The organism is Pseudomonas sp. A214 (assembly GCF_900156295.1).
Lineage (GTDB): Bacteria > Pseudomonadota > Gammaproteobacteria > Pseudomonadales > Pseudomonadaceae > Aquipseudomonas > Aquipseudomonas rhizophila.
Window position 1 is genome coordinate 4,793,434 of the sequence record NZ_LT707062.1, and the last position, 16,437, is coordinate 4,809,870.

At 60.6% G+C, this 16,437-nt stretch carries 13 protein-coding genes; 4 read left to right on the top strand and 9 right to left on the bottom strand.

Going from position 1 to position 16,437, the window contains the following annotated elements; all coding sequences use genetic code 11:
• Positions 1 to 3: 3 nt before the first annotated feature.
• From BW979_RS21400 to BW979_RS21420, 4 genes are all read right to left on the bottom strand, one after another.
• A complete protein-coding gene (locus BW979_RS21400) occupies positions 4 to 240 on the bottom strand; it encodes a DUF1653 domain-containing protein (RefSeq protein ID WP_047227205.1) in 237 nt (78 codons plus the stop codon).
• A gap of 109 nt (positions 241 to 349) precedes the next feature.
• On the bottom strand, positions 350 to 1,525 hold the full coding sequence (gene fadA / locus BW979_RS21405) for an acetyl-CoA C-acyltransferase FadA (RefSeq protein ID WP_025212747.1): 1,176 nt from the start codon (positions 1,523 to 1,525) through the stop codon (positions 350 to 352).
• A gap of 30 nt (positions 1,526 to 1,555) precedes the next feature.
• Entirely contained in the window at positions 1,556 to 3,703 is a 2,148-nt protein-coding gene (gene fadB, locus BW979_RS21410) for a fatty acid oxidation complex subunit alpha FadB (RefSeq protein WP_047227204.1), read from the bottom strand.
• 489 nt (positions 3,704 to 4,192) lie between these two features.
• Positions 4,193 to 4,630, bottom strand: a complete 438-nt coding sequence (locus tag BW979_RS21420) for a hypothetical protein (RefSeq protein WP_076385600.1) — start codon at positions 4,628 to 4,630, stop codon at positions 4,193 to 4,195.
• A 110-nt stretch (positions 4,631 to 4,740) separates the two neighbouring features.
• Between BW979_RS21420 and BW979_RS21425 the strand changes: the two genes are divergently transcribed.
• Positions 4,741 to 5,181, top strand: a complete 441-nt coding sequence (locus tag BW979_RS21425; protein ID WP_047227202.1) for a universal stress protein — start codon at positions 4,741 to 4,743, stop codon at positions 5,179 to 5,181.
• A gap of 168 nt (positions 5,182 to 5,349) precedes the next feature.
• Here the strand turns inward: BW979_RS21425 and BW979_RS21430 are convergent, their stop codons facing one another.
• Positions 5,350 to 7,269 (bottom strand): ATP-binding cassette domain-containing protein, encoded by a 1,920-nt coding sequence (locus BW979_RS21430; RefSeq protein ID WP_076385602.1) that lies wholly within the window; start codon positions 7,267 to 7,269, stop codon positions 5,350 to 5,352.
• A 213-nt stretch (positions 7,270 to 7,482) separates the two neighbouring features.
• On the opposite strand from BW979_RS21430, the gene BW979_RS21435 reads away from it, so the two are divergent.
• Positions 7,483 to 9,411, top strand: coding sequence for a transglycosylase SLT domain-containing protein (locus tag BW979_RS21435; protein ID WP_076385604.1), 1,929 nt, complete (start codon positions 7,483 to 7,485; stop codon positions 9,409 to 9,411).
• Between the two features lie 207 nt (positions 9,412 to 9,618).
• Here BW979_RS21435 and BW979_RS21440 read toward each other — a convergent pair whose 3' ends face one another.
• Positions 9,619 to 11,397 carry an ABC transporter transmembrane domain-containing protein gene (locus BW979_RS21440; protein ID WP_172833801.1) on the bottom strand — a complete coding sequence of 593 codons (1,779 nt, stop codon included), beginning with the start codon at positions 11,395 to 11,397 and terminating at the stop codon, positions 9,619 to 9,621.
• A 249-nt stretch (positions 11,398 to 11,646) separates the two neighbouring features.
• Between BW979_RS21440 and BW979_RS21445 the strand changes: the two genes are divergently transcribed.
• Entirely contained in the window at positions 11,647 to 11,826 is a 180-nt protein-coding gene (locus tag BW979_RS21445) for a PA1571 family protein (RefSeq protein ID WP_003199629.1), read from the top strand.
• A 204-nt stretch (positions 11,827 to 12,030) separates the two neighbouring features.
• Here BW979_RS21445 and pdxB read toward each other — a convergent pair whose 3' ends face one another.
• Positions 12,031 to 13,173: a 4-phosphoerythronate dehydrogenase PdxB gene (pdxB, locus tag BW979_RS21450; RefSeq protein WP_076385608.1), complete on the bottom strand. Its 1,143-nt coding sequence runs from the start codon at positions 13,171 to 13,173 to the stop codon at positions 12,031 to 12,033.
• Positions 13,174 to 13,416: 243 nt separating this feature from the next.
• On the opposite strand from pdxB, the gene BW979_RS21455 reads away from it, so the two are divergent.
• Positions 13,417 to 14,859, top strand: coding sequence for an MATE family efflux transporter (locus tag BW979_RS21455; protein ID WP_223194611.1), 1,443 nt, complete (start codon positions 13,417 to 13,419; stop codon positions 14,857 to 14,859).
• On the opposite strand, the gene tusA is transcribed toward BW979_RS21455, so the two are convergent.
• Both tusA and rlmM read right to left on the bottom strand, forming a co-directional pair.
• Positions 14,856 to 15,107: a sulfurtransferase TusA gene (gene tusA, locus BW979_RS21460; RefSeq protein ID WP_047227197.1), complete on the bottom strand. Its 252-nt coding sequence runs from the start codon at positions 15,105 to 15,107 to the stop codon at positions 14,856 to 14,858. The genes BW979_RS21455 and tusA overlap by 4 nt on opposite strands.
• Positions 15,108 to 15,294: 187 nt before the next feature.
• A complete protein-coding gene (rlmM, locus tag BW979_RS21465) occupies positions 15,295 to 16,368 on the bottom strand; it encodes a 23S rRNA (cytidine(2498)-2'-O)-methyltransferase RlmM (protein ID WP_076385610.1) in 1,074 nt (357 codons plus the stop codon).
• Positions 16,369 to 16,437: the final 69 nt, after the last annotated feature.

Below are 16,437 nucleotides of genomic sequence, written 5' to 3' on the forward strand. Positions count from 1 at the left end.
GCCTCAAGGCTTGGAAAAAAGGCTCTCTTCGGCCTGCACCAAAGCAAAGCGTGGCACCTGCTCGCCGTCAACTTCGACAGACTCCTGGAACATGCTCAACGGTCGCACCCAAAAGCCGTAATCGCCATACAGGGCTTGATAGAAGACCACTTCTTCCTCGGTCTCGGAATGCCGCGCGATGCTGAATACGCGGTACTGCGGACCTTTGTAATGTTGGTAGAGCCCAGGTTGTATCGGCATGCTTCGGCCCTCGCTCAAATATTTTTTAAATAAAAACAAAATCTTTTTTTTCTAAACCCGGAAAAACAAAAACCGGGGCACTTGGCCCCGGCTTCCATCGACGTAACGCTTAGACGCGTTCGAAGACAGTGGCGATGCCCTGGCCGAGGCCAATGCACATAGTGGACACCCCAAAGGTGCCGCCGTTCTGCTTCATGACGTTGAGCAGCGTGCCGGAGATACGCGCACCGGAGCAACCGAACGGGTGACCCAGGGCGATCGCGCCGCCGTGCAGGTTAACCTTCTCGTTCATCTTGTCGAGCACTTTCAGATCTTTCAGCACTGGCAGGGCCTGTGCGGCGAAAGCTTCGTTGAGCTCGAAGAAGTCGATATCGGAAATACTCAGACCCGCACGCTTCAAGGCTTTCTGCGTCGCCGGTACTGGACCATAGCCCATGATTGCCGGATCAACACCGGCCACGGCCATCGAACGAATCACCGCCATCGGCTGGATGCCCAGGTCCTGGGCACGCTGGGCCGACATCACGATCATGCACGAAGCACCGTCGGTGATCTGCGAAGAAGTACCGGCTGTCACGGTGCCGCCCTTTGGATTGAAGGCCGGCTTGAGGGCCGCCAGGCTTTCCAGGGTGGTTTCCGGACGAATGGTTTCGTCGTAGTCGAACAATTTCAGGAAACCGTTCTCGTCATAGCCCTGCATCGGGATGATTTCGTCCTTGAACTTGCCTTCCACGGTCGCCTTGTGGGCGAGCTGGTGGGAGCGCACGCCGAAGGCGTCCTGCTGTTCGCGGGTGATGCCGTGCATTTTGCCGAGCATTTCCGCGGTCAGGCCCATCATGCCCGAGGCTTTTGCCGCGTACAGCGACATGTGCGGGTTCGGATCGACGCCGTGCATCATGCTCACGTGGCCCATGTGCTCGACACCGCCGACGACGAACACATCACCGTTGCCGGTCATGATCGCCTGAGCAGCGGTATGCAGCGCGCTCATGGACGAACCGCACAGACGGCTGACAGTCTGTCCGGCCGCGGTGTGAGGGATCTGGGTCATCAGCGAAGCCATGCGGGCGATGTTCCAGCCCTGCTCCAGGGTCTGGTTCACACAGCCCCAGATTACGTCTTCGACTTCGTTGGGGTCGACCTTGACGTTACGTTCCAGCAGCTTGCTGATCAGGTGCGCCGACATGTCTTCGGCGCGGGTGTTGCGGTGCATGCCGCCCTTGGAGCGGCCCATCGGCGTACGACCGAAGTCGACAATCACGACGTCTCTAGGATTCAAGCTCATAAATGTTCTCTCGCTCTAGTCGTTGGGCGCTTAACCGAAGAAGCTCTGGCCGTTCTTGGCCATTTCACGCAGCTTCGCGGTCGGGTGGTACAGCGCGCCCAAATCAGCGTACTGGTCTGCCAGGGCAACGAACTCGGCCACACCGATCGAATCGATGTAGCGCAGCGCACCGCCACGGAATGGAGGGAAACCGATACCGTAGACCAGACCCATGTCGGCTTCGGCGGCGGTTTCAACAATGCCGTCTTCCAGGCAACGCACGGTTTCAAGGCACAGCGGGATCATCATCCAGTTGATGATGTCCTCGTCGGTGACTTCGCGCTGCTCGTAGACGATCGGCTTGAGCACTTCCAGCACCGACGAGTCGGCCACTTTCTTCTGCTTGCCGCGCTTGTCGGTCTCGTAGGCGTAGAAGCCCTTGCCGTTCTTCTGGCCCAGGCGCTTGGCTTCGTAGAGCACGTCGACGGCCGACCGGCGGTCGTCTTTCATGCGGTCCGGGAAGCCTTCAGCCATGACATCGCGACCATGGTGGCCGGTGTCGATGCCGACCACGTCCATCAGGTACGCAGGGCCCATTGGCCAGCCGAATTTTTCCATGATCTTGTCGATGCGCACAAAGTCCACACCGGCGCTGACCAGCTTGGCGAAACCGCCGAAGTACGGGAACAGAACGCGGTTGACCAAAAAGCCCGGGCAGTCGTTGACGACGATCGGGTTCTTGCCCATTTTCTTGGCGTAGGCCACGGTGGTGGCGATCGCTAGTTCGCTGGACTTCTCGCCACGGATCACTTCCACCAGCGGCATCATATGCACCGGGTTGAAGAAGTGCATGCCGACGAAGTTTTCCGGACGCTTGAGGGCCTTGGCCAGCAGCGAGATGGAAATGGTCGAGGTGTTCGAAGCGAGGATAGTGTCCTCTTTGACCTTGTCTTCGACTTCAGCCAGTACCGCCTGCTTGACCTTCGGGTTCTCGACAACGGCTTCGACCACCAGGTCGACATGGCCGAAATCGCCGTAGGACAGGGTCGGACGAATGCCGTTGAGCACTTCGGCCATCTTCGCCGCGGTCATGCGACCTTTATCGACGCGGCCAACCAGCAGCTTGGCCGCCTCGGCCAGGCCTTGCTCGATACCGTGCTCGTTGATGTCTTTCATCAGGATCGGCGTGCCTTTGGACGCCGACTGATAGGCGATACCGCCACCCATGATACCGGCGCCGAGTACGGCGGCCTGCTTCACGTCACGGGCGATTTCGTCGTAGGCCTTGGCCTTTTTCTTCAGTTCCTGGTCATTGAGGAACAGACCGATCAGGCTTTGTGCAGCCGAGGTCTTGGCCAGTTTGACGAAGCCGGCGGCTTCGACTTCCAGGGCCTTGTCGCGACCGAAGTTCGCGGCTTTCTGGATGGTCTTGATCGCTTCGACCGGCGCCGGGTAGTTCGGGCCTGCTTGACCTGCGACGAAACCCTTGGCGGTTTCGAAAGCCATCATTTGTTCGATGGCATTGAGCTTGAGCTTTTCAAGCTTCGGCTGGCGCTTGGCCTTGTAGTCGAACTCGCCACTGATGGCGCGCTTGATCGTTTCGAGGGCCGCTTCCTGGAGTTTGCCTGGCTCGACCACGGCATCCACGGCGCCGACTTTCAGTGCGTCTTCAGCACGGTTTTCCTTGCCGGCGGCAATCCACTCGATAGCGTTGTCGGCACCGATGAGGCGCGGCAGACGCACGGTACCGCCAAAGCCTGGGTAGATGCCCAGCTTGACTTCCGGCAGGCCGATCTTGGCCGTGCTGGACATGACGCGGTAATCCGCTGCCAGGCACATCTCAAGGCCGCCACCCAGGGCGATGCCATTGATGGCCGCGACGGTCGGTACGTTGAGGTCTTCGAAGTCGCTAAAAATACGGTTCGCTTCGAGGTTGCCAGCGATCAGTTCGGCATCGGGCAGCTTGAAGTTATCGACGAATTCGGTGATGTCGGCGCCGACGATGAAGACGTCCTTGCCGCTGCTGACGATCACACCCTTGATCGAAGCATCTGCCTTGATAGTGTCCACAGCCTGACGCAGTTCATTCAGGGTTAGACGGTTGAACTTGTTGACGGACTCACCCTTGAGATCGAACTTCAGTTCGACGATGCCACTTTCAAGAGCCTTAACCGTGATGGCTTTACCTTCGTAAATCATCAACTGATCTCCACGATATGGAAGCTGAACAGTACACGTTGAACGCTGACTGCTGGTTCGGCATTGACGTTTACCGCCGATGCTACGCCAATCCGCCAGGCACACCCGTCAACGCGATAGTCGGGGTTCTGTAGGAACGTTCGGAAAATACAAACGCTCAATTCATACGCCCGTTTGATTTGGGTACGCCACCTTCACGGAATTTCCGACAATTGTCAATCGCCCTAAACAGGGGCTTGAACGCGACTTCCCGGTCATTTGCGTACCGCACGGATCCCAACACGGCGCTGCATGTACAGCCATTCATAGGATCAATAATTAGAAAAGTCGCCCTAATTCCAAGCGCGCTGGATTCAACCGACTACTCTGTCGGGAGCGCGATTGAAGATTTTGAGCAAAGGACGTTACGAACGAACGTCCGGATAGGCGTTTTGATTACCGGCCTGCCTGGCCAACCCGCCCGATGAGACTGTCGGGCTTTTTTATGCCTCAGGCCAGCGCCTTGAGCACCGCGCAAATATCCTGCAACACAGCGGCTTCGCCCTTCTCGCCCCAATACAAGGCGATCATTTGCCCATCGGCCTCGATTTTGTAGACGTTGGCTGGCAATTTTTCGAAATGATTGAGCAACGACTCATCCTGGCAGACTTCGCGCCACTGATTGACCCATACGCCCGGCGCGGTTTGCCAGTAGGTCCAGATAGCCGGCTGCTTGCCCCGTCGGGGCCGATGGTACTGGGCGCAGGGGTTTGGCGCCTGCTGCCCGAGCCAGTGGGGCCACTCCTGCGGAGCCAGTTGCATGGCCAGGCCAAGGCGTCGCGCCTCCATGCGCAACGCCATGCGACCGCTCTGAACACGGGACGGGCGCAACCATGCCAGGGGGCTTAATACCACCAACAGGATTGACACCACTATCCAGACCGTCATATTCGTACTCCCCGAATTCTGATGAGCCCATTGACGATTGACCCACGTCGCCGTCGATGCGCTTGAAACCAGCCATACTTACCGTATCGCAATTCTCTGGAGTGCCTTCCATGTACTACGAACACGTCCTGGTCGCCGTCGACCTCACTGAAGAATGTGATCCCGTCGTCAAGCGTGCTCTGGCCCTTTGCGAAGGTCGAGACACCAAACTGTCGCTGGTTCACATCGTCGAACCCATGGCCATGGCCTTCGGTGGTGATGTGCCGATGGACCTTTCCCAGTTGCAACAACAACAATTCGATCAAGCCAAGGAACGCCTTGACCGGCTGATCGTGAAATACCCCGCCCTGAAAAAGGAATACAGCCACCTGACCTACGGCCAGCCGCGTCAGGAGATCCATCACCTGGCCAAGGAACAGGGTTGCGACCTGATCGTCGTGGGCAGCCATGGCCGTCATGGCCTGGCACTGCTGTTGGGCTCTACAGCCAACGACGTGCTGCATGGCGCGCCTTGCGATGTGCTCGCGGTGCATCTGGTCAAGCGCACATAAAACCTAAACCTGTGGGAGCGAGCCTGCTCGCGATAGCGTTGGGTCAGCCAATACCCATATTACTGACCCACCGCTATCGCGAGCAGGCTCGCTCCCACAGGGGAATAGCGTTTCAAATAGAAATCCCGGCGTTCATCTCTGAGCACCGGGATTCTTTACAACAGTGGATCAAGCGTCCAGTTCAGCCCAGCGCTCGACCAGTGCATCCAGCTCGGCCTGCAGCTGCTCCAGATGCGCGATCACCTTGGCGGTTTCAGCCGCAGGGCGCTGGTAGAAGCCAATGTCAGCCATTTCGGCTTGCACCGCTGCGATCTGCTGTTCCTTCGCGTCGATATCACCCGGCAATGCTTCCAGCTCACGCTGCAACTTGTAGCTGAGCTTCTTCTTTGCCGGTGCCGCCGCCGGTGCAGCAGCAACCGGAGCAGGCTCGGCCTTGACCACCGCCGAATTCAGGTCGGCCTTGCCGGACTTGCTCTCAGTCACGCCCAGCAAGCGCGGCGAGCCACCCTGGCGCAGCCAGTCCTGATAACCACCGACGTATTCACGCACCAGGCCTTCGCCTTCGAACACCAGGGTGCTGGTAACCACGTTGTCGAGGAATGCCCGGTCGTGGCTGACCATCAGCACAGTACCGTTGAAGGTCAGCAGCACCTCTTCCAGCAACTCGAGGGTTTCCACGTCCAGGTCGTTGGTCGGTTCGTCGAGCACCAGCAGGTTCGCCGGCTTGCTGAACAGTTTGGCCAGCAGCAGACGGGCACGTTCACCGCCGGACAGCGCCTTGACCGGGGTACGAGCACGTTGAGGGCTGAACAGGAAGTCGCCCAGATAGCTCAACACATGGCGGCTCTGGCCATCGATGTCGATGAAATCGCGGCCTTCGGCAACGTTGTCGATGACGGTTTTTTCAAGGTCCAACTGATGGCGCAACTGGTCGAAGTAGGCGACGTCGATCTTCGTGCCCTCCTCCACCTTGCCATTGGTCGGTACCAGACCGCCGAGCATCAGCTTGAGCAAGGTGGTCTTGCCGGTACCGTTGGCGCCCAGCAGACCAATGCGGTCACCACGCTGCAGCACCATGGAAAAGTCCTTGATCAGGAACGGGCCGCCAGGGTGCGCAAAACTCACGTTCTCAAGAACCATCACCTGCTTGCCGGACTTGTCAGCGGTATCCAGCTGAATATTGGCCTTGCCGGTGCGCTCGCGACGCTCACTGCGCTCCATGCGCAGCGCCTTGAGCGCTCGTACACGGCCTTCGTTGCGGGTGCGACGGGCCTTGATACCCTGGCGAATCCAGACTTCTTCCTGGGCCAGCTTCTTGTCGAACAGCGCGTTCGCGGTTTCTTCCGCCGCCAGCGCCGCTTCCTTGTGCACCAGGAAGCTGGCGTAGTCGCCATTCCAGTCGATCAGGCCGCCGCGATCCAGTTCGAGGATACGGGTCGCCAGGTTTTGCAGGAAAGAACGGTCGTGCGTGATGAACAGCACCGCGCCCTGGAAATCCTTCAGGGCTTCTTCAAGCCAGGCGATGGCGCCGATGTCCAGGTGGTTGGTGGGCTCGTCGAGCAGCAGCAGGTCCGGCTCGGACACCAGGGCCTGGGCCAACAACACCCGGCGACGCCAGCCACCGGACAGCTCGGCCAGGGTCTTGTCGGCCGGCAGTTGCAGACGACTCAGGGTGCTGTCCACCAACTGCTGCAGGCGCCAGCCATCGCGGGCCTCGAGGTCGTGCTGCACATGCATCAACTTGTCCAGGTCGGCATCGGTGACGATGTTCTGGCTCAGGTGGTGATACTCGGCCAGCAGCGCGCCGACACCGTCCAGGCCTTCGGCGACCACGTCGAACACCGTCCGCTCGTCGGCCACCGGCAGTTCCTGGGGCAATTCGCCGATTTTCAGGCCTGGCGCGCGCCAGACCGAGCCGTCATCGGGCTTCTGATCGCCCTTGACCAGCTTCATCATGCTGGACTTGCCAGTGCCGTTGCGGCCGATGATGCACACCCGCTCACCACGGGCGATCTGCCAGGACACCTTGTCCAACAACGGCATAGCGCCGAAAGCAAGGGACACATCGCTGAATTTGAGCAGGGTCATGAGCTTCTCCAAAAACCGGGCGCGCATTCTACCTGAGATGAGGCCTCAGAAGTCCGCCAATTTCGCCCTCGAAGCACTCTTCATAACAAATGTTGCGAACTTGCGCGGATGACCCCGCAAAGCTTTCGCCCATTGCTGGCAAAAGGCTAAGCTACAGACAGTTACCCTGGGTCAAACCTTGGGCTTGTCATGTTTTTTCTGCCCGGACGTATCATGCGCAGTCGCCTTTTCAGTGTTTTATCTTGCTTGTTTGTATGTGCCACTGCCGTTCAAACCGCCCAGGCGGTGGATATCTCCACCCAGCGTCAGTATTACGATGAAGCCAAGCGTGCCTTGGCCAAAGGTGATTCCGGCCCCTATTTTCGCTACAGCCAGGCCCTGCGTGACTATCCGCTGGAACCCTACCTGGCCTACGACGAACTGACCGCTCGCCTCAAGAGCGCCAGTAATGCCGAAATCGAGAAATTTCTCGCCGAACATGGCGACCTGCCCCAGGCCAACTGGATGAAGCTGCGCTGGTTGCGCTGGCTGGCCGACCGTGGCGATTGGGCGACCTTCGTCAAGTACTACGACCCCAAGCTCAACTTCACCGAACTGGACTGCCTCAACGCCCAGTATCAGCTCAGTCATGGCCTCAAGGCCGAAGGCTACGCCAACACCGAAAAGCTTTGGCTCACCGGCAAATCCCAACCGGCCGCGTGTGATGCGCTGTTCGGCCTGTGGGCGACCCAGGGTCAACTGACTGAACAGAAACGCTGGGAGCGTGCCAAACTGGCCGCCCAGGCCCGCAATTATCCACTGGCTAAAAGCCTGATCAGCGGCCTGAGCACCCTCGCCCCTCGCGGCCAACTGCTGATAGACGTGGCGCAAAAACCGGAACTGCTCAATCAGCCATCGCGTTTCCGCCCGGCCGATGAGCCGATGGCCGATATCGTCAGCCTCGGCTTGCGGCGCCTGGCCCGTCAGGATCCAGAGAAAGCCATGGCGCTGTTGGACGGCTACGCCAGCACCATGCATTTTTCCAAGCCTGAGAAAGTCGCCATCGCCCGGGAAATTGGCCTGACCCTGGCCAAGCGTTTCGACAGTCGCGCCTTGGGCGTGATGACAAAATATGACCCGGAACTGCGCGACGATACCGTCTCGGAATGGCGCTTGCGCCTGCTGTTGCGCCTGGCCCGCTGGGACGACGCCTATGAGTTGACCCGCCGCCTGCCCGAGACGCTGGCCAGCACCAGTCGCTGGCGTTACTGGCAGGCCCGCAGCCTGGAGCTGGCGCAGCCTCAGAATCCCGAGGCGCTGACGCTTTACAAGCATCTGGCCCGTGAGCGGGACTTCTACGGTTTCCTGGCCGCCGATCGTTCTCAATCGCCCTATTCGCTCAACAACAAGCCGCTGGTGATGAGCCAGGCGCTGATCAATAAAGTGCGCAACACACCGGGTATTCGTCGGGCCCTGGAGTTTCATGCCCGGGGTCAGATCGTCGACGGTCGCCGCGAGTGGTATCACGTCACTCGCCACTTCAACCGGGACGAGATGGTCGCCCAGGCGAAACTGGCCTACGACCTGAAATGGTACTTCCCGGCGATCCGCACCATCAGCCAGGCCAAGTATTGGGACGACCTGGATATTCGCTTCCCAATGGCCTACCGCGACACCCTGGTGCGTGAAGCCAAGGTTCGCGGCCTGCATTCAAGCTGGGTGTTCGCCATCACTCGACAGGAAAGTGCCTTCATGGAAGATGCGCGCTCCGGTGTCGGCGCCAGCGGCCTGATGCAGTTGATGCCGGCCACCGCCAAGGAAACCGCGCGCAAGTTCAACATCCCGCTGGCCTCGCCCAAGCAAGTGCTGAACCCGGACAAGAACATCCAGCTGGGCGCGGCGTACCTGAGCCAGGTTCACAGCCAGTTCAACGGCAACCGCGTCCTGGCCTCCGCTGCCTACAACGCCGGCCCTGGTCGGGTGCGCCAGTGGCTGCGCGGTGCCGACCACCTGAGCTTCGATGTCTGGGTGGAAAGCATCCCCTTCGACGAAACCCGGCAATACGTGCAGAACGTGTTGTCGTACTCGGTGATCTACGGCCAGAAACTCAACTCGCCGCAACCGTTGGTGGACTGGCATGAGCGCTATTTTGATGATCAGTGAGTGGGCAGCAGCAAGCCATAAGCTTCAAGCGGCAAGTTGTTCCTGAAAAAAATGCCCGCATCTTTCGATGCGGGCATTTTTTTGCTCGGTTGCCGACCCTGTGGGAGCGAGCCTGCTCGCGATAGCGGTATGACAGTCGACCTCATGGTTGCCTATCTGCCCTATCGCGAGCAGGCTCGCTCCCACATTGGTTTCGGCTCGTCCGGCTCAATGAACAGAATCACCCTGCTGATTGAACTGCAACGCTGCCAATCGCGCATACAACGCGTTACTGGCCACCAGTTCCTGATGGGTGCCCACGGCGACTACTTTGCCCTGGTCCATCACCGCGATCCGGTCGGCATTTTTCACCGTGGCCAGGCGGTGGGCGATGACCAGGGTGGTGCGATTTTTCATCAGGCTGGGCAGCGCTTGCTGGATCAAGTGTTCGCTTTGCGCGTCGAGGGCGCTGGTGGCTTCGTCCAATAGCAGGATCGGTGCGTCCACCAACAGCGCTCGGGCGATGGCCAGACGCTGGCGTTGACCGCCGGATAACCCCAGACCGCCGTCACCCAAGTGGGTCTGGTAACCCTCCGGCATTTTTTCGATGAAATCGTGGGCATGGGCAATCTGCGCGGCTTCGCGCACCTGCTCGGACGTCGCCTCGGGATTGCCGTAGCGGATGTTCTCTTCAACCGTGCCGAAAAACAGCGCCGGGTTCTGCGAAACCAGGGCGAAGTGGCGACGCAGGTCCAGTGGATCGAGCTGGGTCAGCGGCACATCATCGATGAAAATCCGCCCTTGCGCCGGGTCGTAGAAGCGCAGGAGCAAATCATACACCGTGGATTTCCCGGCACCGGACGGCCCGACCAGGGCCAGGGTCTCGCCAGCCTGGACGCTCAGGTCCAGGCCGTCGACCGCATAGCTGTCCGGCCGGGACGGATAAGAGAAGCGCACGCCTTCGAGACGCAAATCACCCCGTACCCGCTCAGGCAGGGTCACCAGGCCAGAAACCGGCGGCTGGATGATGTTTTCCGAGCGCAGCAATTCGGCAATGCGCTCAGCCGCACCAGCCGCCCGCTGCAACTCGCCGATGACTTCGCTCAGGGTGCCGAAGGCGCTGCCGACGATCAGGCTGTAGAACACAAACGCCGCCAGCTCACCCCCGGAAATCCGTCCGGCGATCACATCCATGCCCCCGACCCAGAGCATCACCCCCACCGCCCCCAGCACCAGCACGATCACCAGTGTGATCAGCCAGGCCCGCTGGGCGATGCGCTTGCGGGCGGTGTCGAAGGCCTGCTCCACGGTCACGGCAAAGCGCCGTTCATCCTGGACTTGATGGTTGTAGGCCTGCACGGTTTTGATCTGGCCGAGGGTCTCGGAGACGTAGCTGCCGACATCGGCAATGCGGTCCTGGCTCTGGCGCGACAGGCTGCGCACCCGCCGCCCGAATATCAGGATCGGCGCCAAGACCAACGGTAGTGCGATCACCACGATACTGGTGAGTTTGGGGTTGGTGATGAACAACAACACAATGCCGCCGACCACCATCAAGGCGTTGCGCAAGAATAGCGACAACGACGAGCCGATCACTGACTGCAACAAGGTCGTATCGGCGGTCAGGCGCGACTGGATTTCCGAGCTGCGGTTGTTTTCGTAAAAGCCCGGGTGCAGATACACCAGATGGTTGAAGACCTGCCGGCGGATATCGGCCACCACTCGTTCGCCAATCCAGGACACCAGGTAGAAACGGGAAAAAGTGCCGATCGCCAATCCCACTACGAGCACCATGAACAGGCCAATGGACTGGTTGAGCAGGTGCGGGGAGCGCGTCATGAAGCCCTGGTCTACCAGCAACCGGATGCCTTGCCCCATGGACAAAGTGATTGCGGCGGTGACGATAAGGGCCAGTAAGGCGCCAGCAACCTGCTTGCGATAAGGAGCAATGAAGCCACTGGCCAGGCGTATGGCACGGCGTTGTTGGGAAGAGAGCATCAGAAGCATCCGATAATGCAGCAGGAAATGGACCGCCCGGCGACACCGAAGCGCAGCGGAACTTGGTTGAATCAGAATGAGTCAGGTTAAATATGACCGTAGCGACTAGAGGCTAGATGTTATCGGTCTAAAGTCTGGCTGGAAACGCGACCGTGTTTCTGATTGAGTGGAGCTGTCGCCATGAACCTACAAGGAGTGTCATGGCTCGGTCACCTGGCGACACTAAAATAGGCACACAACCTGATGAGGAGACAGGCCATGTCCTTGCAACACAGCAGCGACGACAAGATTCAAGTGATCCGCACGCAACCGGACCAGTCTCTGGGCTGCTCGTTCATCGACGCCCAAGGGCGCGAAGTACCGATCACCGAAGACATGATCCAGAAAGCCTGCAGCGAGCTGGAAAAACGACTGGTCAAGCCTGCCGAACAAAAGTGATACAGCCCGTCTTCATTGAACCCGACCATGATGTCGGGTTTTTTATGCCCGCAGCCTTTGCGGGCTCCTGTGACCTGGCGCTTGTGGGTTGGCTCTTGTGGCGAGGGAGCTTGCTCCCGCTCGGCTGCGCAGCAGACGCCAGGTTTTGGGCCTGCTTCGCAGTCCAGCGGGAGCAAGCTCCCTCGCCACAAAAGCGATCCACGATTAAAGGCTGGTGGCGCCCAGAGCGCTCACGATCTGTTGCAACGCCGGCGACTGCCCCTCGATGCGAACCTTCAGGCTGTCGATCTCCCGACGCGGCGGATAATGCTTGCGCAGGGCATCGAAAGCGCTGCGTTGGTCGCTGACCGTTCCCACCAGGCTGCGACGAAAATCCGCGTCGTCACGACGTGGGTCATACACGCCACGGCACAACATCGCCAGCGCCCAGGCCGGATCAGTGTCAGCGTCCAGCGTGATGCCGCCCAGCCATGGCCGGGGCAGCAGATCGCTCAACCGGACCGCAACCGGTTGCTCGAGGAATGCGCACAAGGATTCGTAGATCTGCGCCGTACCACGCTGGCGACCATCGAGGCTGTAGCCGGCAATGTGCGGGGTGGCGATCACGCACAGGTCGGCCAGATCCGCATCCACGCTCGGCTCATGCTCCCAGACATCCAGCACCGCTTGCAGGTCTTCGCGTTCCAGCAACACCTCGCGCAGCGCCGTGTTGTCGATCACCGGTCCACGGGCTGCGTTGATCAGCCAGGTACCGGGCTGGAGCCGGCGCAGGCGCTGCTCATCGAACAGGTGCCAGGTCGGTTGCGCGCCGTCGCGAGTCAACGGTGTGTGCAGGCTGATCACATCGCACTGCTCGATGATCTGTTCCAGACTCACGTAGTCGCCGCCTTCGGCAGCCTGACGGGGTGGATCGCAGACTTTCACCGTCCAACCCAGGCCCTTGAGCACCTCAACCAACCGCCCGCCCACCTGCCCGGCACCGACCACGCCAAAGGTGCGTTGCTTGAGGTCCGCGCCTTCGATTTCAGCCAGGGTCATCAGGCTGCCCAGCACGTAGTCCACCACGCCACGGGCGTTGCAACCCGGTGCGCTGGCCCAACGAATACCGGCCTCGGCGAAATAATCCAGATCCAGGTGATCGGTGCCGATGGTGCAGGTGCCGACGAACTTCACCTTGCTGCCTTCCAGCAGCGTGCGGTTGACCTGGGTGACGGAGCGCACCAGCAACACATCGGCCTGCTCGACCATTGTCCGGTCAATCCCCCGGCCCGGAACCCGGCGGATCTCGCCAAACCCTTGGAAAAACGCATCGAGCAGGGGAATATTTTCGTCGGCGACGATCAGCATGGCAGAGCTCCTTTGGCGGGATGGGCAGTGTAGGCGTTCCGTTAGGCCTGTGCATTACCCGAAGCAAATGATGTTGTGGCGAGGGGATTTATCCCCGCTGGGTGCGCAGCCCCCCAACGACTTTGCGACTGCTGCGCAGTCGAGCGGGGATAAATCCCCTCGCCACAAGGTATTCGCAAGCCAGCTAAACGATTACAAATCCACAACACAGGTTTTTTCCTGACCACTGTGTCAAGGCGTAGAATGCGCCGCCTCGCGCTTATTTTTTCGGACGTTTCGCCTGTGAATCCTGTGATCGACCACGCCACCACCCTCTCCCGCCCGGCCCGGGTTCGCCTGGAGCTCAAGACGCTCCTGGCCCTGGCATTGCCGATCATGGTGGCGCAGCTGGCGACCACTGCCATGGGCTTTGTCGACGCGGTGATGGCCGGCCGGGTCGGACCACGGGACCTGGCGGCGGTGGCACTGGGCAATTCGATCTGGGTGCCGGTGTTCCTGTTGATGACCGGCACACTGTTGGCCACCACGCCGAAAGTCGCCCAGCGCTTCGGCGCCGGCACGTTCGACGAGATTGGTCCGCTGGTGCGCCAGGCGTTGTGGCTGGCGCTGGTGGTGGGGTTGATTGCCACGCTGGCGCTGCTCGGCGCCGAACCGATCCTGCACATCATGAACGTGGACCCCGAACTGATCGGACCCTGCATGGAGTACCTGCAAGGCATCGCCACCGGCCTGCCGGCGGTGGCGCTGTATCACGTGCTTCGCTGCTTCAGCGACGGCCTGGGCCGAACGCGACCGGCGATGGTCCTGGGTTTGTGCGGGCTGGCGCTGAACATCCCGCTCAATTACATCTTCATTTACGGGCATCTGGGCCTGCCCGCCATGGGCGGCGTCGGTTGCGGCTGGGCCACGGCCCTGGTGATGTGGTTCATGGCCCTGGGCATGGCCGGTTGGGCGCGCTGGGCGCCGGCCTACCAGTCGAGCCGGTTATTCAACCGCTTCGACTGGCCACAATGGACCGTCATCAAGCGCCTGCTGGGTATCGGCCTGCCGATTGGCATCGCGGTATTTGCCGAATCGAGCATTTTTGCGGTGATTGCCCTGCTGATCGGCAGCCTCGGCGCCACCGTGGTGGCCGGGCACCAGATTGCCCTGAACTTCAGCTCCCTGGTGTTCATGATTCCCTATTCGTTGGGCATGGCTGTGACGGTGCGGGTCGGCCAGGCCCTGGGCCGGCGCCAGCCGCGCGAAGCGCGCTTCGCCGCCGGAGTCGGCATGGGTACGGCGCTGGCTTATGCCTGCCTGTCGGCGAGCCTGATGTTCTGGCTGCGCGGGCCCATCGCGGCGATCTATACCGGCGATCCGGTGGTGATCGAAGTGGCGTCGATGTTGATCGTCTATGCGGCGTTGTTTCAGTTTTCCGACGCGATCCAGGTCACGGCGGCGGGCGCGTTGCGCGGCTACCAGGACACCCGGGTGACGATGATCCTGACGCTGTTCGCCTACTGGGGCATTGGCCTGCCCGTGGGTTACATCCTGGGCCTGACCGACTGGCTCGGCACCGCCAGCGGTCCGAGCGGGTTGTGGCAGGGCCTGATCGTGGGCTTGAGCTGCGCGGCGCTGATGCTGTCGATCCGCCTGGCACGCAGCGCACGCAAGCAGATCCGCATCAGCCGTTCGGCGGACTAAGCGAGCTTTTTGCGGATCCAGTAGCGGTAGGTGCCATCGACCTCGTCCTGAGCCACCAGTTCGTGGTCGAGGAACACACAGAACTTGGGAATGTCGCGACGGGTCGAGGGGTCAGTGGCAATCACCTTCAACAACCCGCCGGGCATCAGGTCGCGGATGTGTTGGTGCAGCATCATCACCGGCTCCGGGCAATTGAGGCCGGTGGCATCCAGCGTACCGTCGACCGGCGTATCGTTCATTTCACTCATGTTCTACTCCTGAAACTGGCGGGCATTGTCGCGCAATGTCGGTGCAAGGTCACCTCTGGCTTAACACTGCCCCCTGTGGGAGCGAGCCTGCTCGCGATAGCGTCGGGCCACCCAACATCGATGTCCACTGATGCACCGATATCGCGAGCAGGCTCGCTCCCACAGGGATTTCATTGCCTTTCAAGCGCTAGCGGGACTTGGGCTTTTTGGCGTCCAGCCGCCGCAGATGGCACGTCACTTCCTCACGGTCGTGGTACAGCTGCTTGCAGCCGATCTCGACCTTGATGCCCCGGGCCTTGAAGCCGTCGGCGATACGTTCGAGCAGGCGTTTCACTTCGGCGTAACGCTGCTTCATCGGCAGCTTGAGGTTGACCACCGCCTCGCGGCAGTGCCCTTCGCCGATCCACTCTTCCAGCATCGCCGCATTACGCGCCGGCTTCTCGACGATGTCGCAGACCATCCAGTCCACCGGCTGCTTGGGCTTGAACGTAAAGCCGTCCGCCATCAGGTGCTGCACCAGCCCCGTGTCCATCAGGCTTTCGGCCATCGGCCCGTTGTCGATGGCCGTCACCAGCATGCCGCGGTTGACCAGTTGCCAGGTCCAGCCGCCCGGCGCGGCGCCTAGGTCCACACCGGTCATGTCGCTGTGCAGGCGCTCGTCCCACTGATCCCGAGGAATAAAGTGGTGCCAGGCCTCTTCAAGCTTGAGGGTGGACCGGCTCGGCGCCTCCCGAGGAAATTTCAGGCGTGGAATGCCCATCGGCCACATGGCCGAATTATCGGCCTGCGCCAGGCCCAGGAAGACTTCGCGACCGCTCTTGAAGGTCAACAGCAGGCGTGGCTTGTACGGGTCATCCACCAGTTTGCCGGCGCCGGTCAGCGCCTTGCGCAGCGGCCCTTCGAATTTCTTGCAGAAGTTCGACAGCTCTTTACCGTCATTGGTGTCCACCACCTCCAGCCACAAGCTACCGCAGGTCGGGAAGGCGCTCATGTGGGCCAGGATGACACTGATGCGGTCTGTTTCCGGCAGATCGATGAAGCTGCCACGCGCCCACTGGCGCGGAAAAATCAGCTCGGCGAAACGCTGGCCGCGCATCAGTCGCTCGGCACCGTCGTCTTCGGTACAGACAAATTCGGCGCAGGCGCTGGCCGGCTTGGCCTTGGCGTAGCCGGCCACGTTCAGCCGTGCGGCGTGTTCGGCGATCTCGGAACAGACCTCGCCTTCGAAGCCTGGTCGGCAGTGCATGAAAAGCGTGTTCATTGAAACTCCGTAGCAAAGCCTGTCACGAAAACCGGCGCATGATAGCGGAGTTCGGAACCCCAAACCCGC